Origin of the sequence: Ruegeria sp. Alg231-54, from assembly GCF_900143525.1 — a bacterium.
Taxonomy (GTDB): Bacteria; Pseudomonadota; Alphaproteobacteria; order Rhodobacterales; family Rhodobacteraceae; genus Ruegeria.
In genome coordinates this window covers 45144-67971 of record NZ_FREZ01000013.1, presented here as the reverse complement: position 1 = coordinate 67971, position 22828 = coordinate 45144, and the positions used below count along the sequence as shown (strand labels likewise).

The following is a 22828-nucleotide window of genomic DNA, read 5'->3' as shown; positions in this document are numbered from 1 at the left end:
CATGGCGCAGCTTCTGATTGTCTACCATTCGCGCACTGGCGGAGCCCGTCAAATGGCCCAAGCCGCCGCGGCTGGAGCGCGGGACGAAGCAGAAACGGTTCTGAAAACTGCAGATCAGGCGACCCCTGAGGATTTGCTGGCCGCGGATGGGTTTATCTTCTGCGCGCCCGAGAATCTGGCCGCGATTTCAGGTTTGATGAAAGAGTTCTTTGATCGCTGCTACTATCCTGTGCTGGGCAAGATCGAAGGACGGCCCTATGCCCAGATGATCTGTGCCGGGTCTGATGGCGAGAATGCGGCCCGCCAAACTGCGCGGATCGCCACTGGTTGGCGCTTGAAAGAGGTTCAGTTGCCGCTAATCATCTGTACCCATGCGCAAACGCCCGAGGCTATTCTGGCCGAAAAGACCATCCCGCAAAACCAACTGGATGAGTGCCGTGATATTGGGGCTGCGTTGGGTGCGGGTCTGGCGCTGGGTGTGTTCTGAAGATCAGTTCAGTGTGACCAACGTCGTCTCGTCACCCCAGCCATCGACACTGCACCGCGCCTGAATCTGAACCTGAGACACGCCATCTGGAATCGCCACCCCGGATAGTGAGCGTGTAAAAGGCTGCTCATTCTCATGCGGGTGATGCAATACGCGCATACCCAGTTCATTGCCGTCCATGTCCAGAACACGCCAGCCATCGGCATAGTGATCCCACCCGGTATCGGGATGTCGGATCGTCACGTCGAATCGCCACGTGTCGCCGCTTTGGCTGGCCGCCACGTTTTCAATCATAGAAGGGTCGGCAAGCGCTGGGCTGGCGAGAAAAAGGCTGAGAATCAAATACCGCATGAGGCGATCCTAGGCTGTGTCCGTCGTCTTCGCGATCACGAATCCGTGTCGCGCGGTTGGGACAGCAGGACCAGCCGGGAATGCGACGCAAACTCGCGCCGGTATAGAACGCCAAATGTGATCGCCGTGCCCAACAACAGCGCCACGGGGCCAAGTATCCAGGCAACGGATGCCAGGGCAAAATAAGTCACGCGCAAACCGCGGTTAAAGCTGCGCGCCGCGGTGACGCAGATCTCGGCTGCCTGTGCTGCGCGCGGATAGGCTTGTGGGTCCGATGGTTCATTGGGCACCGAGGCCATCAGAACCGCGCAATAGCCAAACAACCGGTGCGCCCAGACATATTTCAGGAATGCATTGGCCAGAAGCAGAATGATGATCAGGATTTTGATCTCCCACACCATGGCCGGTGCGCTGCCGATGGCCAGATCATTGGCGACGCCGGCAAGACTTTCGGTATTGCCCAGCAGGGCCAATCCGCCCCCGATGGCGATCATCGTGGTCGAGGCAAAGAACGTACTGCCCTGCCGCATCGCCGCGACCACCTGCGCGTCGAACATTCGGGGCTGTCGAGTGACCATTTCCCGCATCCACTCTCGACGATAGTCATCCATCATCATCGTGACAGAGCTCTTGGTAGGGGAGGGATTTTCGATCCGCCACCCGATCCAGAGCCAAGCAATCAGCAGCACGGCAATTGCCGCATAGTCCAGCGGTGAAAAAAGTTGTGCCCGATCAATCCACGTCATGCGGCGACCTTAGGGCCAGACATGAGAACTTGCCAGATGGAGAAATTGGTAATATTATTTTACCAAATGGAGGATCAGCCATGGAAATGCCAACGCCAAATCCTGACGTTCTGCGCCGCAAGGCCGTGGTTCTTCAACGTTTGTTGCAAGTTTTGCCCGAAGAGGCGGTTATTCACGAGCCGTCCGAGACACGTGCTTATGAATGCGACGCACTGACGGCGTATAGGTGCCCTCCGATGCTGGCGGTGCTGCCGTCGACCACGCAAGAGGTCTCGGACGTTCTACGCATTTGCAACGAGGAAGGCGTTCCAGTGGTTCCGCGCGGGTCGGGCACTTCCTTGGCAGGTGGCGCGTTGCCAACAGCGGATTGCGTCATCCTTGGAGTCGCCCGGATGAACGAGGTGCTGGAGGTCGACTATGACAACCGCTTCATTCGCGTTCAATCGGGCCGCACGAACCTGAGCGTGACCGGTGCGGTCGAGGAAGACGACTTCTTCTATGCGCCAGATCCGTCCTCACAGCTCGCCTGCGCCATTGCTGGGAACATCGCCATGAACTCAGGCGGGGCGCATTGTCTAAAATACGGTGTGACCACCAACAACCTGTTGGGCGTAAAGATGGTGCTGATGGATGGCAGCGTGGTCGAGATTGGCGGCGCACATCTGGACTCTGGCGGCTTGGACCTGTTGGGAGTCGTCTGCGGGTCTGAAGGGCAGTTGGGCGTCGTGACCGAAGCTACGCTTCGTATCCTGCGCAAACCTGAAGGTGCCCGGCCTGTATTAATGGGTTTTGATGATAACGAAGTTGCCGGGCAATGCGTCTCGAACATTATCAAGTCGGGCATCCTGCCGGTTGCGATCGAATTCATGGACACACTGTGCATCCAAGCCTGTGAAAATTTCGCCCATGCCGGTTACCCCGACTGCACCGCTTTGCTGATTGTCGAGGTCGAAGGGTCCGAGGCCGAGATGGACTCTCAGTTGTCAAAGATCATCGAAATCGCCAAGCGCCACAATCCGGTCGAACTGCGCGAAAGCCAGTCGGCCGAAGAAAGCGCGAAAATCTGGCTGGGGCGCAAGTCGGCCTTTGGTGCGATGGGGCAGTTGAACGACTACATGTGTCTGGACGGCACGATCCCGGTGTCGTCCTTGCCGGAAGTGCTGCGCCGGATTGGTGAAATGAGCGAAGAATACGGCTTGCCGGTCGGCAACGTGTTTCATGCAGGCGATGGCAACATGCACCCGTTGATCCTGTTCGATGCCAACAAACCCGGTGATCTTGAGAAATGCGAGGCGTTCGGAGCTGATATCCTGAAGCTTTGCGTAGACGTGGGTGGTTGCCTTACAGGTGAGCACGGGGTTGGGATCGAAAAGCGCGATCTGATGTCCCACCAATACGCGCCTGCGGATCTTGAGGCGCAAATGGCCGTAAAGGACGTGTTCGATCCAAAGTGGTTGCTAAACCCCGCCAAGGTGTTCCCATTGCAGGCGTCTGAATCTCGACGCATCGCGCGGATCGCTGCTGAATAACGGCTCTAACAAAGAAGAATTGCCATGAAACCAAAGACAGAAGCCGAACTGGCCGAGATGGTGTCCGGGTTAGATGAACCAGTGCGAATTACCGGGGGCGGTACGCGTGGCGTCGCGGGGCCGGACATGGCGATTCAAACCAGCGGGCTGACCGGGATCACGCTGTATGAACCCGGCGCGCTGACGCTGGTGGCGAAGGCCGGCACGACGGTTGGAGAGATCGAGGCCGCGTTAGATGCAGAAGGTCAGCAATTGGCCTTTGAGCCGATGGATCACCGCGGACTGCTGGGAACCAGTGGAACACCGACTATAGGCGGCGTTGTTTCGGCCAACATATCAGGGCCCCGGCGGGTACAGGCAGGGGCATGCCGCGATTTTCTGTTGGGCGTGCGCTATGTCGATGGCATGGGGCAGGTCGTCAAGAATGGCGGCCGGGTCATGAAGAACGTCACCGGCTATGATCTGGTCAAGCTGATGGCGGGATCCTGGGGCACTCTGGGTGTTTTGACCGAAGTGTCGTTGAAGGTACTGCCCAAGCCCGAAGTCTCGGCAACGCTGTCTGTTCAGGTACCCGATGTGACCACCGCAATTGCAGCGCTGTCCGCCGCATTGAAATCCCCTTTTGAAGTCAGCGGAGCGGCGTACGACCCGGACATGGGGTGCGCCTTACTGCGCCTCGAAGGATTTGCGGGTTCGGTGACATACCGGTCGGATCAACTGAAATCCCTACTGTCTGGTTTCGGCGAGGTTGCCGAACTTGACCAGCCCGACACATTGTGGGTCGACCTGCGTGATTCAGCCGGTTTCCACGAACAAAGCGGTGATGTCTGGCGCATTACGGTCAAACCCTCGGATGCGCCGGACATCGTTGCGCGCATCCGGGCAGAGCGGACGTTGTTTGATTGGGGCGGCGGGTTGATCTGGGCCTTGGTGCCGGTTGGTACTGATCTGCGGGCGCAATTAGGCGCGTTTGACGGTCACGCAAACATCGTGCGGGCAGGGTCCGAAACACTGGCCGAATTGGGGCGTTTTCAACCGGAGGCGCTCGGAATTGCGGCTCTAACCAATGGTATTCGTCAAAGATTCGACCCCCGCGGTTTGTTTAATCCGGGGTTGATGGGGTAAGCCGATGCAGACGACATTCACCGAAAAGCAGTTGCAAGATCCCGCGATCCAAAGATCAAATGAAATCCTGCGAAACTGCGTCCATTGTGGGTTTTGTACAGCCACATGCCCAACCTATCAGGTGCTGGGGGACGAATTGGATAGTCCACGGGGGCGCATCTACCTGATCAAGGACATGCTTGAAAACGAGCGTGTGCCGGATGAGAAAACGGTCAAACATATCGACCGCTGCCTGTCATGCCTGGCCTGTATGACCACGTGTCCATCGGGCGTGCACTACATGCATCTGGTCGATCACGCGCGGGAATACATCGAAGAGAACTATAAACGCCCCTTCTCGGATCGTGCATTGCGTTGGGTGCTGGCACAGATTCTGCCTTATCCGATGCGGTTCCGCTGGGCTTTGATCGGGGCGAAGCTGGGGCGGCCATTCCGCTTTCTGATGCCCGACGCCCGGTTGCGCGCCATGCTAGACATGGCACCCAAACATATCCCGCCCGTTAGTCGCAATGACGACCCGCAGAGATTTCCGGCTAAAGGACCGCAGCGCAAGCGTGTTGCACTGCTGACGGGTTGTGCGCAAAAAGCTTTAAATACTGACATTAACGACGCAACTATTCGACTTTTGACAAGGATGGGATGCGAGGTCGTCGTGGCCGAAGGCGCAGGGTGCTGCGGCGCGCTGACCCATCATATGGGCAAGACCCGCGAAAGTTATGAGGCCGCTAAAGCCAATATCAGGGCCTGGAACGCAGAAATGAACGGCGATGGGCTGGACGCCATCGTCATCAACACCTCGGGCTGCGGTACGACGGTCAAGGATTATGGCCATCTGTTTCGAAATGATCCCATGGCCGAAGACGCGGCGCGGGTGTCGTCGATTGCAATGGATATCAGCGAACTGCTGATCCAGCTGGAGTTGCCACAGGGCGAAAACAAGGGCCTGACCGTTGCATATCATGCAGCCTGTTCTTTGCAGCACGGTCAAAAGATCAAAACGCACCCCAAAAACCTGCTGAAACAGGCTGGTTTCCCCGTGTTAGAGCCGGCAGATAGCCACCTGTGCTGCGGCAGCGCGGGGACTTACAACCTGATGCAGCCAGAGATTTCGGGCAAGCTGAAGCACCGCAAGATCAAAACGCTGGAAGCCAAAAAGCCGGACGTGATCGCTGCGGGCAATATCGGATGTATGATGCAGATCGGCTCTGGCACGGACACTCCCGTTCTGCATACGGTCGAGCTTTTGGACTGGGCAACCGGCGGGCCGGTGCCGCGGGCATTGCGTGAACCAGCCAAACCTGAGGTTCCGGTCCTTAGATAAACCATGCTGATGCAACTGCGCACCACTCGCCACGTTAAACGGGCGCGGGCGTCATCGCCCTATTTTTGCCGCACCGGAGACGTAGGAAAATACGTCAACAGCAAAGCCGGAGTGCCGTTTGCGAAACTGGATCACAGCATTGGCGCTGGCTTTGACGCCGTTATCCGCCGCAGCCCAGGATACCGGGTTGAAAAGCCTGGACACCACCGATGCGGGACGCGCGTGGATGGCAGTCGGGCGCCTGGACATCAGGGACGGCGCCGGGTTTTGCACCGGGACGCTGATTTCTCCGACACAGGTTTTAACGGCCGCTCATTGTCTGTTCGATAAGGTGACCGGTCAGCGGGTTGACCTCGCAGAGGTCGAGTTTCTGGCCGCCTGGCGTCTTGGGCGTGCATCGGCCTATCGGGCCGCACGTCGCGCTGTTGTTCACCCGGACTACGAATACAGCACCGAGGCATCGGCCTCGCGGCTGTACAATGACATCGCGCTGATCGAGCTGTGGCAACCGATCCGCAATACGAGCGTAATTCCGTTCGAGACCGGAGACCGTCCGGCCCGAGGTGCCGAAGTGGGGGTCGTGTCCTACGCGCAGGATCGGGCCGAGGCTCCCTCGTTGCAAGAAGTGTGCTCGGTCATGACGCGCACATCCAACGTTTTGGTGTTGTCCTGTGACGTCGAGTTCGGGTCGTCGGGCGCACCGGTCTTTTCCTTTGAAGGGGACCGGCCGCGCATCGTTTCGGTCGTCGCAGCCAAGGCCGAATTCAACGGGCAGCGCGTGGCCGTCGGCACCGCGGTCGAAGATTCATTGGAGCTGCTGCAGGCAGAATTGTCGGCTGGCCGCGGATTTGGCGTATCTTCCTCCCAAGGAGGGACACGCCGCAATATTGGAGCAAGGTTCATAAAACCATGAGTCGCTTTTTTCTGAATTTTCTTTTGTTTCTTTCAATTTCCGCTTCTGCAACTTACGCCCAGACCGCCAAGCGTAAACTGACGGACCGCGATGACCTTTTCGGATGGGAGGCGGTTGGACGTCTGGACGTAGGCGATCAGGGGTTTTGCACCGGCACCCTGATTGCGCAGGATCTGGTTTTGACTGCTGCGCACTGTGCGGTGGACAAGGCCAGCGGCAAACCCTACGAGCCGGGAAAGGTGACGTTTCGCGCCGGTTTGAGCCATGGTGAGGCGCTGGCAGATCGCAAAGTCATGCAGATTGCCGTGAACCCGGAATATGTCAGCAATGCCCCGTTGTCACCGGATACTGTCCGCGCTGACGTTGCGCTGATGCGTTTGGAACAGCCTATCCCCTATTCAATCGCCAATCCGTTTGCGTTGCATAAGGGGCGCGTTGCCGGAACCGAGGTCAGCCTGGCCTCCTACGGGCGCGGCCGGTCCGAGGCGATCACGCGGGAAAGATCCTGCCGTATCCTGGGTCGCCAGCAAGGGTTGATTACCTTCAACTGCGACATCACTTTTGGCTCGTCCGGTTCGGCATTGCTGGCCAGAAATGGCCCGCGCTGGCAGATCCTGTCAGTTGTCTCAGCGATCGGAACCTACGGGGGTCGTGTGGCCGGATACGGGATGGAACTGTCTGGAATCGTTGCCGAACTCAAGGCGGACTTACGGCGCGATGCCCCGCGTCCACAGGCAACGATCCGCCGGTTGCAGGTCGGGTCCGGCAAGTCGAATTCCGGCGCGAAATTCATCAGCTCGGGCGGGGGTTGAACTCGGTCAAACTGCTACCCATGTGAACTGTATCGGGTCGCCACGAATGGGGCCCGTATCAACCAGATGCCCGTCCGAACGGAGGGCAGAACACAGATCGCTCTGATATGAGGATATGACACATGCGTAGTTTTGATTTTGCACCCCTGCACCGTGCCACCGTTGGTTTCGACCAGATCGCCGACATGATGGATCGCGTGCTGACCAATGATGTGGCTCAGCCGAGCTACCCGCCTTACAACATCGAAAAGACCGATGCCGACACTTATCGCATCTCGGTTGCAGTCGCCGGTTTTTCGGAAAATGACCTGTCGGTCGAGATGAAAGAAAACGCCCTGATCGTTGCTGGCAAGAAAGCCGCCGAGGACAAAGAGCGCAGCTATCTGCACCGTGGCATTGCCACCCGCGCCTTCGAACGCCGCTTTGCTTTGGCTGATCACGTGCGTGTCATCGGCGCGAGCCATGAAAACGGCATGCTGAACATCGACCTGAAGCGCGAAGTGCCCGAGGCATTGAAACCGCGCCGGATTGAGATTTCTTCGGCCAATGCCATTGAAAAGGACGTGGTAGACGCCAAAGCCGTGAACTAAGGCGACCGCTATACGCCGCGATAATCGTTCCTCTCTGGATTATCGCACCATACGCCCCGCGTTCCTCCAGACGCGGGGCGTTGTTTTTTGTTGTACCGGGATGTCCGCTATGCGGACAAAACGGACCTTTAAAGGAAGCCTTCTATAAGAAATTTGAGGTTATGCAGGACACGATCGCTCGCGCATTGCGCAACATGTGCTGCCAATGGGGTAGAAGCTTCAGGGAATAATCGATATCGAAGTCGACCAGCGGTGACTCCATGTAATGCCGACAGCCCGGATACGGGACTGAACCGGGCTTTTTGCACGTTATCACGTCGGTGATTTGACCGTTGGAGTTGCGGGAAATATACAACTCTGTATCGCTATAGGCGCTGGTTTCTGGATCTCGGAACGGCGGCGCATCAGACACCAGCGTTTCCAGCCCAAGTATCGACTCGACTGCATAAAGCTCGGGCACATCAGTGGCTGTGTACCCACGAACGAGGGTGGCATGATGTACTGCAAGATCATCCATCGGGATGTAGTCGGTCAACAACATGCCGACATAGGGCCCCTCCTGACGTTTTGGCAGGAACTCAGGTGGCCAGGGCGTGAAGCTCTCGCCGTGAACCCGCAAAACCTGGCCTTCCCGCGTCGTGTTGTCCCGTAACTTTAGTCGAGGATCGAAATAACCGCGTGGAATGCTAAGACGAACTCTCTCTTCTCCCGGTTCAAATTCAAGGAATAGTGTTAGGTCTTCCGACCGATCCAAAGGGCAAATGAACGGTGAAGATTCGAAACTGGGTGGGTCGTAGATTCCAGCGGTTGATCGGGACGTGGCGGGTACCAAAGCGAGTATGCCGACGACTATCGAGGTGGTTCGGAGGATTACATTCCGCATCCACTCAAAGTAGAAAACCCATACTAAAGATTCAAGCAAAGCGTTTCACGTTGCTCTGATAAACCTATGTCGTAGAAGGGCTCAAATCTGACGTCTGAAGTTAAATGACCCCGCACAATTTCGTGCGGGGTCCTTCTGTGTTTTTCCTGTTGAGTTTAGTTCCCACCAGTCACCGACCCGATCGACCAGAACATCGTCTCACCCGAGGCATCGTCGACGCCGTCATTGTCGGTCATCACAAACGCCTCGCCCGAGGGCAGAATGGCCAGACCTTCGATCTTGTCCAGAACGTAACCACCGGTCGAGGTCAGGTCGGGCAGCAGGTCGCGGACTTCTTGCTTGCTAACCACGGGCAGGGGGCCGCCCAGTTGGGCCGGGGTCATGTCAGAAAGCGGTATGCGGTAGACCTTTTTGGTCACCGCGCGGTGGTCATGCTGATTGTCGCGCTCGATGACATAGACATGGTCACCAAAGGCCACGATTTCCGACAGACCGACCCATCCTTTTTCCGGGTCCGCTTTGGGATAGTGCACCGCGCCCCATTCTTTGGTCTCAAGGTTGTAGGCCACCAGTTTCACGTGGTTTTCAGGGTCGTCCTTCCATTCGCGCTGAACGGCCATCCACAGGGTTTTGCCAACGCGGGTGATGCCTTCAAACCCAAAGCGCTTTTCGACCGCCATGAGCTCAAGTGGCAGGCCGATCTCGCCTTTGCGATCCTTGATCAGGCCATCAGCGGACACGTGGTAAATCGCATGCGGGATAACACGGTCGGTGCGGCCTTCGGAGGCGACGTAGAACCCGCCTTTACCGTCCAGCGTGATGCCTTCCAGGTCTAGTTTCTGCGCCGGGTTGCCGTCTTGACGGTGGATGCGGATCACATCCACAATGCGGGCCGGTTTCTGGCTGGGGTCGATCTTGAAAATCGAAGGCTGGAAGCCGTAGAAGCTGTCGTTCACCGCATAGATCATGCCGTCCTCATCTGCCACCAGACCGGACAGCGCGCCCCAGCCGATCAGCTCATCTGTGCCTGCGGACGTCAGATGCGGATAGCTGGCCGGGGCGTCCTGATATTCGTAGATCATCACGTGCGCACGCGGGCCACCGTCTTCGATCAGGTCCTTTTCATTGGCCGAGATCAGCAGGTTGCGTTCCGGGATTGCAACATAACCTTCGGGGCCAACACCTGAGGGCAGCAGCTGTTTCAGAACCGGGTTGGCCGGATCGGTGGCGTCATAAACACCCACGACCGAGGCGCGTTCGGCGCCCACAAAGATCATCGGCGTACCGCCAAAGGTGGCGGCGGTCACGCTTTCCGGCTCTACGCCCTTGGCGTCCGAGCGTTTGTCGGGATAGTGACCGATCTGAATGATGGCCTTCTCGAAGTCGGTGCCGTTCTCGTAAACAACGGTGCCGTCCTTGTGGAAGATCGTCCAGCCGCGCGAACCGCCCTGATAGTCGCCTTCGTTGGCGGTGGCGAAATGGGTGTCGTCGATCCATTTCACCGCATCAGGCTCACGCAAACGGCCCGGCTGGCTTTCGGTGAAGATCAGCGCACCGCGTTCGTCGGTGGCATCGATGCCTTCCAGATCGACCGCGCCTGCGGAGAAATGGCTGACCACGTCGCCATCCTTGTCGACGACCGCGATGTGGTTGTTCTCCTGCAAGGTTACTACTGTTTCACCCAGATCATTGATGTCCACGAATTCCGGTTCTGGGTCAGTAGGCGCAACCTCCGACAGCCCGGTCAGCGAGGCCATCTTCATGCCTGCGCAATCCAGAGCACCTTCAATCAACGGCACCAGCGCCAACGAACCAGCTGGCAGCTGCGGGATGAAGCCATCGTTCAGGTCTTCGTCGCGCTCGTTCTCGATCGCCACGGCGACAAAGCTGCCATCGGGAGCAATGGCGACGCTGTCGGGCTGACCGCCCAGGTCACAGGCACCGGTTTCGGCTTTGCCCGCAATGTCGACCGAGATCAGCTTGCCCGATGGGGCGGTATAGCTTTCCGAAGTGTTCACGCCCACAAAAGCCGTCGTGCCAACAATCCCAACCGACGTCGGCTCTCCACCCACCTCCATCGCACCCAGAGGCGTCGGGTTCGCAGGGTCGGTGATGTCGACCATGCCAATCATGCCCAGTGGGCTGTCGGTATAGATCAGCGTCATGCCGTCCGCTGTCGCCGCGATGATCTCGGGCGAGGTTTCGCGGGTGGTATCCGCCCCCTCGGCCATGTTTTTGACGACGGGGAAAGACGCAATTCGGTTGAAATTCATTTCTGCCGCTGCCTGACCGGCGGTCAGGGCAAGGGCAGATGTCAGGCAGACACAGCGCAATGACATCGGGTGGTATCCTCTCTCACTTGGATGAGAGGGGGATGAACGCGGGTCATTGCAGGGATGTGACGGTTTGTTTGCAGTTTTGTGACAAACGTAATGGCCCCGGCGCGGTACACCGGGGCCTTTTCAGATCAGACCGACAGGCAGACGTACTTCATCTCAAGATAGTCTTCCATGCCGTGATGGCTGCCTTCGCGGCCCAGGCCGGACTGTTTGACGCCGCCAAACGGGCCAAGCTCGGTCGAGATGATACCGGTGTTCACACCAACGATGCCGTATTCCAGAGCCTCGGCCACTTTGTAGACCCGGCTGAGGTCTTTGGCGTAGAAATAAGAGGCCAGACCAAAGATCGTATCGTTGGCCATTGCGATCACATCGTCTTCGTCTTCGAACTTAAACAGCGGGGCCAGCGGGCCAAAGGTCTCGTCCTGTGCGACCATCATGTCCTGCGTCACGCCGGTCACGATGGTGGGCTGGAAGAAGGTGCCGCCCAGATCGTGCGGCAGACCGCCGGTCAGAACCGCGCCGCCCTTGTCGGTGACGTCTTTGATGTGCTCTTCGACCTTGACCACTGCTTCGGCGTTGATCAGCGGGCCGGTTGTTGTGCCCTCAGCCAGACCATCACCGATTTTCAGCGCCTCGACAGCGGCTTTCAGTTTGGTCGCGAATTCATCGTACACGCCCGCCTGCACATAGATGCGGTTGGCGCAGACGCAGGTCTGGCCGTTGTTGCGGAACTTGCACATCATCGCGCCTTCGACAGCCGCATCCAGATCGGCATCGTCAAACACGATGAATGGCGCGTTGCCGCCCAGTTCCATCGAGCATTTCATGACCTGATCGGCCGCCTGTTTCAGCAGGATGCGACCCACTTCGGTCGAGCCGGTGAAGGTCAGTTTGCGCACGCCGGGGTTTTCGCAGAACTCCTTGCCAATCTCGCTGGCGCTGGAGGACGGCAATACGTTGAACACACCAGCCGGGATGCCAGCCTGTTCGGCCAGAACGCCCATGACCAATGCGGACAGCGGTGTTTCCTTGGCTGGACGTGCGACGAATGCACAGCCTGCCGCCAGCGCCGGAGCCGCCTTGCGGGTGATCATCGCATTGGGGAAGTTCCACGGCGTGATCGAGGCCGCAACACCGATCGGCTGTTTCAGCACCATGATCCGCTTGTCGCGCTGATGGCCCGGGATCGTCTCGCCATAAACGCGCTTGGCCTCTTCGCCGAAGAACTCGATGAACGACGCGCCATAGCCGATCTCGCCAACGGCCTCGGCCAGCGGCTTGCCTTGCTCGGCGGTCAGGATCTTGCCCAGATCTTCGGCGTTTTCCATCATCAGGTCGTACCAGCGACGCAGAATCACGGCGCGTTCCTTGCCGGTCAGCTTGGCCCATTCCTTTTGCGCGGCCTCAGCTTGTGCGATCGCGCCGGCGACCTGCGCACGGCTCAGGTCTGCGACTTCGGCTACGACGTCGCCGCGCGCCGGGTTGGTCACGGCAAAAGTGCCATTGTCCCCGTCGACCCACTGACCGCCGATATAGGCTTTGGTTACAAGCAGATCGGGGTTCTTCAGGATTGATTTCAGGTCGGTTGTCGCGTCCAGCATGGGTCAGCCTCCGGCAATAAAAATTTGTTAGCACTCAAACATGTGCCTCCCGGATTGTCTATGGCCACCCGTGGGGTCAGATCAATCCAGTTTTCGTATGGTAAACGTGACGTTTTTTGCCTACCGGGGCGCATTCATGCGATCTGAGGCCAAAGTGTCAACCCGCCTATCTTTTTTTGGCGGAGTTTGCCAAAGTTCGACAGGATTGGATGCCCAAGGGGATGTAAATGATCGTAACATCTCCTATCTTGTTGGGTGCATAATTAAAAAAAGGAATAGGACAGATGTCGAACCAGCAGTTTGATGCGTTGATTGAGGAAACGCAGCAAAAAGTGCGCGAAAGCCAGTCTCAGATCGAAGGGCTGACATCCCGGATTGAAGCCGCGCGTTCTAAGATCGGCTCTGCCGAGGCCGACATCGACATCGAAAACGCCACGCTTGAGGACGTGCACGCCCATACCGAGGTGATGAACGCAAATATCGCCGAGCTGATTATGGGTCTGGACGACGTCACCAGCGCCTTTTCCAAGGATTTCGACGAGATGCGCTCGAAGTCCGGGTGGGAGACGTTTGTCGGCATTTTCTCGAAAGGAAAATCCGAGTCGATGCGGCAGGAACGCATGCGCACCGCCAATATCGACGACAAGCTGCAGGACCTGATCGCCAAATCCGACGTAATCGTTCAATTGCTGCAAGGGCAGCTATCCGTGTTGGAAGAACAGCGGGTGAAGGTCGAGGAAAACCTGACCGGCACGCTGGACGACCGCGAGGCTACCGTGGCCGAGTTGGAGGCGCTGCGGGCCGAGATTCAGGATATGGATCCGACGATCATAACTCTGGAAAACAAGATCAGTGTCGAACAGGACGCAGCCGCGCGGACCCAGTTGGAAACCGAACTGGCCGAGCTGAACAAGCAATACAATGCCAAGGTTCAGGAAGAGCAGGTAAAGCTGGCCAAGTCACAAACGCTGGAACGCTACATCGAAAAGGGCAAGACCTGGGTCGACTCCCTACAGAACCAGGCCGCGACGCAGATGGTGCTGATCAACAAGCTGCAAACAGACACGCAACAACGCGTGGTACTGTATGACGCCCTGACCAAATCGCTGAAAACCGCGCAGCAGCAGGACGTGGCCCACCGCATCAACGAGATCGGCGTGCAGACGGACCAAGAGGCGCAAACGGCGATGGCCGCCATCGGCACCGCGACCAACCAGAAAATGGCCGACATGCTCGAGGCGCATGAGGACCACATGGTTTTTGCCCGCGACGTTCTGGAAAAAAAGGCCAAGGCTGACGAACGCTTTGCCCGCCGGTTCGCCTCGATTGTCGAGAAGCATGATAAGAATTTGTATGGTGGGTAAAAAAGAGTGGTTGCGGCGAATGCCATTTTTCTTAGAGCAAGACAAAGACAAGACTTGGGTAGAACGGAACGGTGAGCTTGTTTGGGGTGCAATTGGCCTCGTTTTCCTCATCTATTTTCTGACGATGATGGCGAATGGGTTTTACCTTTTGAGTGGCGTTGGTGTTCTCGGTGCTTTGTGGTCGGGCTATCGACTGGGAATGTTTCGCAGATCGCAAGGAATTAACAGTGTGCCAACTAATGTCCAAAGCGACGGCAGTCAGTCACCTGGCCCGGACCTAGGTGGTTTTGGTGGCGGTGATGCATGACTGACCCCACTAAAGACCATGTGGGACTAACCGACACCTTCTCCTCGCGCCGCTATTTTCGAAAATTCGAGGTGATCACCGTTCACTTGTTGCGCGTGGCCGCGACGATGGAGGCTGAGGGCGCGATCTCGAAACAAGAGGTGCGGATCGTGTCGCGTTACCTTTCGGGGCTGCTCTACACCTTCCGGGCGCTATCCATGAAATACCTGCTGGTCGGGCGCGATACGGGCCGGTTCTTTGGCAGCCTCGCCATGGACAAGCGTGACAGCGGATTTCCTGTGGCGGCCGAGTTGCTGACTATGGCCAATGACGCGCAACAGGCGCCGGTGCATCTGGCGAATATGCCCTCGGAAGATGATCTGAAAACCGACATGGTGCGGACGATCATCGGCGATCAGGAAATCCCCACCAAGCTGCAATTCGCTCTGTCTCAAAGGCTCTATTACGAAGAATTTCTGAAGGGTCAGCTGTTCTGGGCCCGCAACGATCCCGAATGCCACTGGATCGGAAATGAGGGCGAGCGGCGCAAGTTCATGATCCATTGGGCAGTCTATGACAGCCAGATCAACCTGCCGGTCATCTACCTGATGCAGTTGGAGGACAGCGGCAAAACCGCCCTGCCTAAAGACCAGCGCCGCTGGCCTGAAGTGCAGGCGCATCTGATGGCGCAAAGCTTAGGCGGTCTGAAATTGGTGACCATTGCCAAAGGCTTCGATCAGGATTTCGACGACCTGCACCCCAAACACCTGCGCCGCATCCACGTGGGTCCGATGTATTCCTCAGCCTATACCGAGCAAACCGGCCCGTTGCGGCAAGTTCTTGAGGACGCACAGGCACCGCAAGGTCAGGACTGGGCACTGGCCTGGACCACCGAAGAGCTGGAAAGCGAAGAGGTGATCGAAGAGCGCGCTGGGTGGTTTTCCACAGTCGAGCGCGAGGTTTTTGCGCTGGACCCGTTCGGCGGGCAGGGGGCCGAAACCGGGGCCACACGCACTCAGCGATCAATCATTCTGCCCCAGCGCCCGTTTCAGGTGCTGGCTGAACGCAACCCACCGGGATTTGGGGATGTGCGCAAATTCGTGGTCAGCAAGAGCGGGCAGGTGCTGCGCTATTAGTTTGGCCTCCGGCGGGAGTATTTTTGAAAAGATGAAGCAAGGGCGGTTTTGAAATGAGTTTGACGTCAGATCAAATGGAATTGCGCGAGGATGACATTCGCAAACATTATCCGGCCGCGACCGCTTTGCTGAACGGGTTCGAACACGCGCCGCGGATTGGAAAAGCGGTGGAGACGTCGACGGAACGGTCGCCGGGGGTGTCGACCGGACGTAGGTTCCGGTCCACCACGCCGGGTTTGGTGACGCGGCGCACAGTGCGGACAGATGGGGTGCATCTGGTCGAGCGGATCGAGGCATCGGATGATGGTGACATGCTGGTCTCGCCGCCTCAGGCGACTACACAGCAGGCGATCCGGCGCGCCATTGCCATCGCCTTGGCTGTGGCTGAGACCTATGCGGAGCAGACCTCGCTGGCTGATCTGAAACGCGCGAACCTTGCGGGCGATTTGCCCGCCGCGCGCAAGACCGAATTCTCGGAACTGCTGACGGCGGAGGCTCTGATCACCTCGCACACGTTTGGCAATGCGCTGGCATACTTGATGTCCTCGCATCTGGGTGAAACCACCGTTGATATTGGTGAGATCGAAGAGGTTCTGACCGACAACGGCCAACTCGCCCTGCACGGCGCGCTGTGGGAGCTGGACCAGACCCTCGCCAAACACGCCACCGACGATGCCCACCTGATTGCCGCCACCAGCGCCTATGCCGAGCAACTGATGGAAAAGGCCGCGCTGCGCGCGCAGTCAGCAGGCCATCTGGCCCCGTTCCAGAACGCCGCATGGCACATCGAGGCTGATGATCTGACGATCCGGGGGTTCGAACCGGCCTCCAAGGCCAAATCCACCACCCTGACCATGATGTTCAAGAAACCGAACGAGGTGGTCGGCAACCATATCGCCAAATATCAGGCGATGAAGCTGGCCAAGATGGTCATGGCCTATGACTTCGACCGCCGCCTGAACCCGTTCGCGGAACTCGGCGGGTTCATCTTTACCTTTATGGGGGATGGCAAACCGGGCACCGGCAAGACCACCCTGATCCAGATGATGGCCGGGCTGATCAACGACTATTGCCAGAACGCGGGCTATCCGTTCCGCTATCAAAACCTGAGCACCGATAATATCGACAGCTATCAAGGCAAATCTGGCCAGAACGCCAAGGCTTTCATCAACACGATCATCGACCCCTCGGTCATCGGCTTCGGCACCATCGACGATATCGATCAACTGGCGGGCAAACGCGGCGACCGGCAATCCTCGGCCGGGCAGTTGGAAATCACCGCCGTGCTGATGGAGAGCTTTGCAGGTGCCAACACCGTCGTGCGCGGCAACTGCACCTTTGGTATGTTCTCGAACTACCCCGAGAATGTGGACGACGCTCTGCGCCAGCGGGCCGGCGCTCGGTTCCTGGTGGATGGTCCGCAAACGCGCGAGGATTACATCGACATCCTGCACCTGCTGATGGGCCGCAACCACGACATTCCGCTGGGCGAACACGAGGCTTATGCCGCGCAGGAAATCAAAAAGGCTGTCGCTGCCAGTTTCGAAAGTCATTCCCGCCCGCACGAAGAGGCTCTGCTGCAGGTCTATGACCGGGTCTCCGGCGAAATCGGCCAGATGGATACGATTGCCAAGATGGGCACCTATCTCAAGGCAATCCAGCAGGCGGATGAGCGCTTTACCGGTCGCGCAATCAAGAACATCACCGACGCGGTCAAGGTCCGTGCAATGGATTTCGAACTGCCCGACGAATGGATGGAAAGCCCCGACCTGTTCCTGTTCCGCGACTACGACTCTAAGAAGGCCATGATCGAAGACCTGCGCCAGCCGATCACGGTTGAGATGGTGATGCAAGAGATCAACCGCTACGCCGACAGCGAATTCCGCTATGCCGACAAGAGCGACGAGGTCGCCATCGAGAACGCGGTGCGCGAGATGGGCCGGATGGAAGAGGCCAAGCGACGGTATTTGGAGGGGAAGGGTTGAATAGTAAGACAACCCAACGTTTCTGGCGAAGCGCTAACCCAGTCATGTGGGGAGTTATCGCAACCATGCTCGTGCTCCTGCTGGGTTTGTTTGTGTTTCTTCAACCAGTTTGCCAACCGAATTTTTGGGCTGGTCAAACCTGCAGCAACGGAAAATGGGCCAGCTTTCTTAATGCTTCGCCGAACGAAGTAGGAGACACTCTTGCAGGCTTTGCGGGAGCACTGGCCTTCGTTTGGTTGATCACAACTGTCTGGTTGCAGTCGCAGGAACTATCTGAACAAAGACAGGAATTGGCTGAGCAAAGGATTGCCACCCAGAAAATGGCAAAAGCTCAGATCGATCAATTCAATTTGATCTCCAGTCAACAAGAGGACGTCAATCAGAAGGCAGTGCTGTTAGGCGTTCAGCGTCGCCTTGAGGCATTAGATGATACAACGGTTACTTACACAGCTTGTCCGCTGGATGCTCCTCAATCCCAAGTTTCAGGAAGAATTGTACCGCGAGGGAAAGATCAAGAGATAAGAGAGTTTTATTTAGGGCTAAACACTTGCCTTGAAAAAGCGGTCCGACGTTTCAGAGAAGGTCGCGTGGACTTGCCGCAAAGTAAGAGAAACGGTTTTGGTGGCGAAAGAAATGACTTGTATGAAGCGTATAATTACTTGGACGGCTTGATAGAATACTATGACAAGCTCTCACTTGCTGGTAAAATGTACAGGAGTGATCTGAAAGTAGATCGCACCTCAAACTTGTTGAGAGAAGTCATCCGTCGGATTGATGATGGGAGTCGTGACCAAGCATGATCCGCCTCATCAAAAAAGGCCTGATGTTCGGCAACCTCGTCCACATCTCCAGCCCGGCTCTGGTCGAGCGGTATAACCGCGCGTTGCAGCATCTGGCGGGCAAGACCACGGCGCTGACGGATTTCCATGTCGATATCTCGGGCTATTCGCCGGAGGTGGGGATTGAGCTGGAGGATGAACTCTACCTCAACCCCAACGGGGTCAACCGACAGTTCATCCTGTTGACGACCGAGCAGAAACGCGCGCCACTGCTGAACGTCAAATTCTCGACCTCGCGCGACATCCTGCGCGAATTCATCGAGATGAACGAGGCGCAACTGTTTGCCCTAACCGCCACCGATGCGGTGGCCGGAGAGCTGGTGAACTCGGTCATCAGACTCACCACACCCCGCGATCTGCTGAACCTGCGCAAGATCGAGGTCGAGGCCGACACCGCAGGGGGCACTCTGCGCAAGGCACAGCAACTGGCGGGCATGGTCGAGCAGTTCAAAACCGAAGAGGACGCCTGGTTCGACGATGTGCTGATCGCCAAGATGATCGAGACCGCCAAGGAAACAGGCGACGTGACCCGCAACCCGGTTCGTTTGCGCCATACCGCGTTTGAGCAGCGCAATTTCTGGACGGCGCACTTCGACGGGCTCTACCTGTTCCCGGATCTGGATCACCCGGCGGTGATCTGTATGGGCGACAGACCCGACGATATGCCGATCAAATACGTTTTTGACCCATCTCAGCGGAACCAGATCGCCAAGTTCCTCGGGCTTAACGGCTTGGTCGAAACGATCATCGAGGCGCGCGGTGTCAATTCCGCCGCAATCTTGCAGCAAAAGATGGATTTTCTGACCGTAGACGCCGCAGCCGATGCAGGCGTTGACCTGACAGGGTTGGATCGCGGTGACATGCGACGGCTGGCGCGAAACCATTCGGATCGTCTGCCCGAGGCTTATCACGGTCTGGCACAACTGCTGCGCTGGGCGAAGGATGGCGGACCGTGGCCGCGCATCACCTCGGATCATCCGGCCTATTTCTATACGCTGCGGGCGACCAACACACCGAACCGCGATCTGGTGAACATGTTGTTGGCGGAACTGGCCCCGTTGGACCCACGTCAGGTGTTCATTTGCCATAAGGAACTGTTCTACCGCACCTATGCGACTTGGCCCGAGGCCAAAAAAGCCTATGTTGCCGACTTCCTTGCGCGCGAGTATCAGGTGGATAAGGCTGGCGCTCGGGCCGCACTATTCGGCCACGAACCGGATATGAGCGGTAATGACCGGAACAGCGAAGACATCATCGCACGCGTCGGCCCCTGGGGCGCAGTAGGGAGAAGTTAAATGTTCGTCGCACTGCGTTTTTTGATCCCGTTGCTGGTCGTTCTAACGGTCATTTATGTTGGCGTATCAATCTATTCCCGCTGGATACGGCGCAGTAAGCTGATCGCTCATTGGGAGAAAAAGGGTCTGACCGGCGACCGCGATGCATTTGTCCAGCGCGGGCTAAAAAAATACGACGGATCGTTTCGACGCAAACTGATCCTTGGGATTTACGTGGTGCCGCTGGGCCTGATCGCAATCCTGATTTATGTTACGAATTTCATGTGAGGGTTTCGCTGATGCGTTACGTCAAATGGGCTATCATCATCCTGTTTTGGGGCACGATTGCGGCGGTGTTGAATTACACCCTTCCGCAGCACGATGTGGTTCGGATTTCGGATACCTATGAAAAACGGATCGACCCCGGTGAGAACAGCATCTTCTGGTCGGTTCATGACGTCGGCAGTGATGCGACAACGCCAAACCGCGATGTGTTTTTCATTCAGACCCGCAAGACCAACGGCAAGGTCATGGTGTATCGGAACGAAGACACGGGCTGGGGCTGGCCACCTTATTTTAAACTAAACTCGTCGAACCTGCAGGCCGAGGCCGCAGACTTGAAATCAACAAACGAAGCGCCTCGCTGGGTGGTTGTTCGCCACTACGGTTGGCGAAGTGAGTTCCTGTCGATTTTCCCGAATGCAGTGAAGACTTGGTCAGTAGACAGCCAAGACGTTAGGATTATTCCCTGGTTCAATATCATTTTCCTGACCGTATTCTTCGCGATAGTTTGGGCCCTTTGGGTCCGCTGGCGCCGGTTTCGCGAGGCGCGGGTTGATCCCGTGATCGAGAATATGGAAGATGGCCTTTATGCCGCCGGCGACGCCATAGAAGAGCAGGGCAGCAGGTTCCGAAAGTGGCTGAACAGTTGGAAATCCAAATAAGTTTTGGAGGGGCCGTTTGGCCCCTCCGCCAGTCTTGGCAGTGACCCGCTGATCGGAGTTCCTCAGCGGACGATAAATTCGGCGTGCAACGCTCCGGCGGCTTTGATCGTCTTCAGAATGTCGATCATGTCCCGGGGCGACACCCCAAGCGCGTTCAGACCTGCCACGACTTCGGACAGGGTTGCCGCTTCGGGTATTTCAGCCAACCCGGTGCCTTCCTCTTCTTCTATTCCGGCGATTGTTCTGGGCACCACAACGGTCTCGCCGCGCGCGAAGGGGTTGGGTTGATCCGCAATCGGCGCCTCTTCGACTGTGAGCGTAAGGTTGCCCTGCGAGACCGCCACGCGGGATATCCGCACTTCCTGCCCCATCACAATCGTGCCCGAACGCTGATCGACCACGACGCGGGCCTTGCTTTCGGGTTCGACCAGAATGTTCTCGATCCGCCCAAGCGCGTGGGCGGTCGAAATTGTCTGCGTTGCCGCGATGTTCAGCTCAACCGTCCCGGAATCGCGCATGATGGCCACCGCGCTGTTGAACTCGGTATTGATGGCAAGCTCGATCCTGCCTGCCGTAGTAAAATCAGGCTCTCGCAAAGCAAGGCGCATCTGGGTAAGAGCCGAAAGTTCGAAATCGATTTCACGTTCTACCCTTGCTCCGGAGGGGATCACACCGGAAGTAGGAACGCCCTGCACAACTGAGGCGGCCTCTCCCTCAGCCGACACGCCGCCTGCCAAAACGGTGCCTTGCGCAACAGCGTAAATCTGCCCGTCAGCAGCGTTCAATGGCGTCATGATCAGCGTACCGCCCAGTAGACTTTTGGAATCTCCGATGGCAGAGCCCGTCACGTCGATCTGCCCCCCAACGCGCGAAAAAGGCGGCAGGCTTGCAGTCACCAGAACAGCGGCCACGTTTTTGGGGCGGAAGTCCTCGCCGTTGACGTTGACGCCCAACCTTTCGAGAATGTTGGACATGATCTCTTCGGTAAAGGGCGAATTCCTGAGCCCGTCACCGGTTCCATTCAGCCCCACAACCAGACCGTAACCGACCAGATCGTTTCCGCGGACTCCGTCGAAGTCCACCAGATCTTTCAGTCGGATCGCGCCGGCGGAGGCCAGGCAGGATAAGTCCAAAGCCTGAGGCGACATATGTGCGCATATTGGCAATTCGTGCGTCCAGCCCGGTGCCGGGGTTGAGAACCATGCTGACAAGATCAGGGGCGAACTCCAGGTGAACGTCGTCCAGATCCAGAATGTCCCCGATGGCTTGGGAAACCGGGGTTTCATCCTCGGATGAAGGTGCCCGTTCTGCGTCTGCTTCGGCCTTTTGTTTGCGGTGCACCGAGTATGCCGCATACCCCAGAACACCCGCGCCAAGGATGAAGGGCAGAAAAGGCAGGCCGGGCACCAGCGCAAACAAGACCATCAGCATGGCCACTGTGCCCAATGCGGCCGGATGCCGACCCAATTGCGAAAAGATCGCGCTGTCGGTTGCACCCTGAGTACCACCCCGCGCCAGCAATAACGCCGAGGCGATCGAGATGATCACAGCGGGGATTTGCGAAACCAACCCGTCGCCGACAGTCAGAATGGCATAGGTCTCAAACGCGGCAGAGATGGGCATTCCCTGCACGATTACGCCCATAATCAGGCCCATCACAAGGTTCAGAAGCGTGATCAACAGCCCCGCAACCGCATCCCCCTTGACGAACTTCGAGGCCCCGTCGAGGGAGCCGAAGAACGTCGTTTCCTGTTGCTCACGTTCGCGGCGCTCTTTCGCTTGCTGATGGTCAATAGCTCCGGCGGACATGTCGCTGTCGATGGCCAGCTGTTTGCCGGGCATTCCGTCCAGAGCAAATCGCGCGCCGACTTCGGCCATGCGGGCCGCGCCCTTGGTGATGACCATAAAGTTCACGATCAGCAGTACACCAAAGACGACGAGGCCCAGAAAGATGCTGCCGCCCATAACAAAATTCGCAAACCCTTCAATCACGTCTCCGGCAGCACTGGGGCCGGTATGGCCCTGACCGATGATCAGCTTGGTCGAGGACACGTTCAGCGACAGCCGCAGCATCAGCGAGGCGAGCAGGATGGTTGGGAAGGACGAAAAATCCAACGGGCGTTCGATGAACAGCGTCAAGGTGAAGATCAGGATCGCCAATGCAAATGAGGCGGACAGGCCGACGTCCAGAACCCATGCGGGCATCGGCAGGATCATCATCACGATGACCGTCATCAACGCCAGCGCCAGCAGCACGGTCGGAGAGAAAAGCGAACGGGCGTCGATCTTGGGCACACAGA

21 protein-coding genes and 1 pseudogene are annotated in these 22828 nt (G+C 57.6%); 15 read left to right on the top strand and 7 right to left on the bottom strand.

The genetic code is table 11. From position 1 onward, the window contains the following. Nucleotide 1 precedes the first annotated feature (1 nt). Nucleotides 2-487 carry a flavodoxin family protein gene (locus DHN12_RS19455; RefSeq protein WP_108861667.1) on the top strand — a complete coding sequence of 162 codons (486 nt, stop codon included), beginning with the start codon at nucleotides 2-4 and terminating at the stop codon, nucleotides 485-487. 3 nt (nucleotides 488-490) lie between these two features. On the opposite strand, the gene DHN12_RS19450 is transcribed toward DHN12_RS19455, so the two are convergent. Then, nucleotides 491-838 (bottom strand): hypothetical protein, encoded by a 348-nt coding sequence (locus tag DHN12_RS19450; RefSeq protein ID WP_108861666.1) that lies wholly within the window; start codon nucleotides 836-838, stop codon nucleotides 491-493. Between the two features lie 35 nt (nucleotides 839-873). Continuing rightward, on the bottom strand, nucleotides 874-1584 hold the full coding sequence (locus tag DHN12_RS19445; protein WP_108861665.1) for a DUF599 domain-containing protein: 711 nt from the start codon (nucleotides 1582-1584) through the stop codon (nucleotides 874-876). 80 nt (nucleotides 1585-1664) lie between these two features. Here DHN12_RS19445 and DHN12_RS19440 point away from each other — a divergent pair, with 80 nt between their 5' ends. The 6 genes from DHN12_RS19440 (at nucleotide 1665) to DHN12_RS19415 (ending at nucleotide 7874) form a co-directional block, all read left to right on the top strand. After that, entirely contained in the window at nucleotides 1665-3113 is a 1449-nt protein-coding gene (locus tag DHN12_RS19440; RefSeq protein ID WP_108861664.1) for an FAD-linked oxidase C-terminal domain-containing protein, read from the top strand. Nucleotides 3114-3137: 24 nt separating this feature from the next. Then, nucleotides 3138-4238, top strand: coding sequence for an FAD-binding protein (locus DHN12_RS19435; protein WP_108861663.1), 1101 nt, complete (start codon nucleotides 3138-3140; stop codon nucleotides 4236-4238). Between the two features lie 4 nt (nucleotides 4239-4242). Next, complete coding sequence (glcF, locus tag DHN12_RS19430) at nucleotides 4243-5559, top strand: glycolate oxidase subunit GlcF (protein WP_108861662.1); 1317 nt, start codon at nucleotides 4243-4245, stop codon at nucleotides 5557-5559. A gap of 118 nt (nucleotides 5560-5677) precedes the next feature. Next, nucleotides 5678-6472 (top strand): serine protease, encoded by a 795-nt coding sequence (locus DHN12_RS19425; protein ID WP_108861661.1) that lies wholly within the window; start codon nucleotides 5678-5680, stop codon nucleotides 6470-6472. Further along, nucleotides 6469-7284 carry a serine protease gene (locus DHN12_RS19420; RefSeq protein WP_108861660.1) on the top strand — a complete coding sequence of 272 codons (816 nt, stop codon included), beginning with the start codon at nucleotides 6469-6471 and terminating at the stop codon, nucleotides 7282-7284. Before DHN12_RS19425 ends, DHN12_RS19420 begins: the two co-directional genes overlap by 4 nt. Before the next feature lie 122 nt (nucleotides 7285-7406). Further along, the gene (locus tag DHN12_RS19415) at nucleotides 7407-7874 is read left to right on the top strand and encodes an Hsp20 family protein (protein WP_058276541.1); all 468 of its coding nucleotides are present in this window, start codon (nucleotides 7407-7409) and stop codon (nucleotides 7872-7874) included. A gap of 142 nt (nucleotides 7875-8016) precedes the next feature. On the opposite strand, the gene DHN12_RS24495 is transcribed toward DHN12_RS19415, so the two are convergent. The 3 genes from DHN12_RS24495 to DHN12_RS19400 all read right to left on the bottom strand — a co-directional run bounded on the left by DHN12_RS24495 (nucleotide 8017) and on the right by DHN12_RS19400 (nucleotide 12700). Next, a complete protein-coding gene (locus DHN12_RS24495; RefSeq protein WP_159090084.1) occupies nucleotides 8017-8757 on the bottom strand; it encodes a hypothetical protein in 741 nt (246 codons plus the stop codon). Between the two features lie 155 nt (nucleotides 8758-8912). Beyond that, entirely contained in the window at nucleotides 8913-11096 is a 2184-nt protein-coding gene (locus DHN12_RS19405; RefSeq protein ID WP_108861658.1) for an esterase-like activity of phytase family protein, read from the bottom strand. A gap of 128 nt (nucleotides 11097-11224) precedes the next feature. Further along, a complete protein-coding gene (locus DHN12_RS19400) occupies nucleotides 11225-12700 on the bottom strand; it encodes an NAD-dependent succinate-semialdehyde dehydrogenase (RefSeq protein WP_108861657.1) in 1476 nt (491 codons plus the stop codon). Nucleotides 12701-12984: 284 nt separating this feature from the next. Here DHN12_RS19400 and DHN12_RS19395 point away from each other — a divergent pair, with 284 nt between their 5' ends. Genes DHN12_RS19395 through DHN12_RS19360 form a run of 8 tightly spaced genes read left to right on the top strand, consistent with a single transcriptional unit; the run spans nucleotide 12985 to nucleotide 20528 of the window. Continuing rightward, nucleotides 12985-14064, top strand: coding sequence for a hypothetical protein (locus DHN12_RS19395; protein WP_058276579.1), 1080 nt, complete (start codon nucleotides 12985-12987; stop codon nucleotides 14062-14064). Next, nucleotides 14054-14371, top strand: coding sequence for a hypothetical protein (locus tag DHN12_RS19390; protein WP_108861656.1), 318 nt, complete (start codon nucleotides 14054-14056; stop codon nucleotides 14369-14371). Before DHN12_RS19395 ends, DHN12_RS19390 begins: the two co-directional genes overlap by 11 nt. Beyond that, the gene (locus DHN12_RS19385) at nucleotides 14368-15486 is read left to right on the top strand and encodes a hypothetical protein (protein ID WP_108861655.1); all 1119 of its coding nucleotides are present in this window, start codon (nucleotides 14368-14370) and stop codon (nucleotides 15484-15486) included. Before DHN12_RS19390 ends, DHN12_RS19385 begins: the two co-directional genes overlap by 4 nt. A gap of 53 nt (nucleotides 15487-15539) precedes the next feature. Then, complete coding sequence (locus tag DHN12_RS19380) at nucleotides 15540-17471, top strand: ATP-binding protein (RefSeq protein ID WP_108861654.1); 1932 nt, start codon at nucleotides 15540-15542, stop codon at nucleotides 17469-17471. Nucleotides 17472-17515: 44 nt separating this feature from the next. Continuing rightward, nucleotides 17516-18271, top strand: coding sequence for a hypothetical protein (locus DHN12_RS19375; RefSeq protein WP_108861653.1), 756 nt, complete (start codon nucleotides 17516-17518; stop codon nucleotides 18269-18271). Continuing rightward, nucleotides 18268-19605: a DUF6638 family protein gene (locus tag DHN12_RS19370; RefSeq protein WP_108861652.1), complete on the top strand. Its 1338-nt coding sequence runs from the start codon at nucleotides 18268-18270 to the stop codon at nucleotides 19603-19605. Before DHN12_RS19375 ends, DHN12_RS19370 begins: the two co-directional genes overlap by 4 nt. After that, entirely contained in the window at nucleotides 19606-19872 is a 267-nt protein-coding gene (locus DHN12_RS19365) for a hypothetical protein (RefSeq protein WP_108861651.1), read from the top strand. Nucleotides 19873-19883: 11 nt separating this feature from the next. Beyond that, nucleotides 19884-20528, top strand: a complete 645-nt coding sequence (locus DHN12_RS19360) for a DUF1523 family protein (protein WP_108861650.1) — start codon at nucleotides 19884-19886, stop codon at nucleotides 20526-20528. Between the two features lie 62 nt (nucleotides 20529-20590). Here DHN12_RS19360 and DHN12_RS19355 read toward each other — a convergent pair whose 3' ends face one another. Together DHN12_RS19355 and DHN12_RS19350 are read right to left on the bottom strand one after the other, a co-directional pair. Further along, nucleotides 20591-21676 carry a flagellar basal body P-ring protein FlgI gene (locus tag DHN12_RS19355; protein WP_108861649.1) on the bottom strand — a complete coding sequence of 362 codons (1086 nt, stop codon included), beginning with the start codon at nucleotides 21674-21676 and terminating at the stop codon, nucleotides 20591-20593. After that, a pseudogene (locus tag DHN12_RS19350) lies at nucleotides 21606-22823 on the bottom strand (FHIPEP family type III secretion protein); the annotation flags it as partial. The pseudogene DHN12_RS19350 and the gene DHN12_RS19355, both read right to left, overlap by 71 nt. Nucleotides 22824-22828 lie beyond the last annotated feature (5 nt).

Bases quoted from the DNA above. Each gene is read 5' to 3' on its own strand.
- DHN12_RS19455 (WP_108861667.1), top strand. From the start codon at position 2: ATGGCGCAGCTTCTGATTGTCTACCATTCGCGCACTGGCGGAGCCCGT.
- DHN12_RS19450 (WP_108861666.1), bottom strand. From the start codon at position 838: ATGCGGTATTTGATTCTCAGCCTTTTTCTCGCCAGCCCAGCGCTTGCC.
- DHN12_RS19445 (WP_108861665.1), bottom strand. From the start codon at position 1,584: ATGACGTGGATTGATCGGGCACAACTTTTTTCACCGCTGGACTATGCG.
- DHN12_RS19440 (WP_108861664.1), top strand. From the start codon at position 1,665: ATGGAAATGCCAACGCCAAATCCTGACGTTCTGCGCCGCAAGGCCGTG.
- DHN12_RS19435 (WP_108861663.1), top strand. From the start codon at position 3,138: ATGAAACCAAAGACAGAAGCCGAACTGGCCGAGATGGTGTCCGGGTTA.
- glcF (WP_108861662.1), top strand. From the start codon at position 4,243: ATGCAGACGACATTCACCGAAAAGCAGTTGCAAGATCCCGCGATCCAA.
- DHN12_RS19420 (WP_108861660.1), top strand. From the start codon at position 6,469: ATGAGTCGCTTTTTTCTGAATTTTCTTTTGTTTCTTTCAATTTCCGCT.
- DHN12_RS19415 (WP_058276541.1), top strand. From the start codon at position 7,407: ATGCGTAGTTTTGATTTTGCACCCCTGCACCGTGCCACCGTTGGTTTC.
- DHN12_RS24495 (WP_159090084.1), bottom strand. From the start codon at position 8,757: ATGCGGAATGTAATCCTCCGAACCACCTCGATAGTCGTCGGCATACTC.
- DHN12_RS19405 (WP_108861658.1), bottom strand. From the start codon at position 11,096: ATGTCATTGCGCTGTGTCTGCCTGACATCTGCCCTTGCCCTGACCGCC.
- DHN12_RS19400 (WP_108861657.1), bottom strand. From the start codon at position 12,700: ATGCTGGACGCGACAACCGACCTGAAATCAATCCTGAAGAACCCCGAT.
- DHN12_RS19395 (WP_058276579.1), top strand. From the start codon at position 12,985: ATGTCGAACCAGCAGTTTGATGCGTTGATTGAGGAAACGCAGCAAAAA.
- DHN12_RS19390 (WP_108861656.1), top strand. From the start codon at position 14,054: ATGGTGGGTAAAAAAGAGTGGTTGCGGCGAATGCCATTTTTCTTAGAG.
- DHN12_RS19385 (WP_108861655.1), top strand. From the start codon at position 14,368: ATGACTGACCCCACTAAAGACCATGTGGGACTAACCGACACCTTCTCC.
- DHN12_RS19380 (WP_108861654.1), top strand. From the start codon at position 15,540: ATGAGTTTGACGTCAGATCAAATGGAATTGCGCGAGGATGACATTCGC.
- DHN12_RS19375 (WP_108861653.1), top strand. From the start codon at position 17,516: ATGTGGGGAGTTATCGCAACCATGCTCGTGCTCCTGCTGGGTTTGTTT.
- DHN12_RS19370 (WP_108861652.1), top strand. From the start codon at position 18,268: ATGATCCGCCTCATCAAAAAAGGCCTGATGTTCGGCAACCTCGTCCAC.
- DHN12_RS19365 (WP_108861651.1), top strand. From the start codon at position 19,606: ATGTTCGTCGCACTGCGTTTTTTGATCCCGTTGCTGGTCGTTCTAACG.
- DHN12_RS19360 (WP_108861650.1), top strand. From the start codon at position 19,884: ATGCGTTACGTCAAATGGGCTATCATCATCCTGTTTTGGGGCACGATT.
- DHN12_RS19355 (WP_108861649.1), bottom strand. From the start codon at position 21,676: ATGTCGCCTCAGGCTTTGGACTTATCCTGCCTGGCCTCCGCCGGCGCG.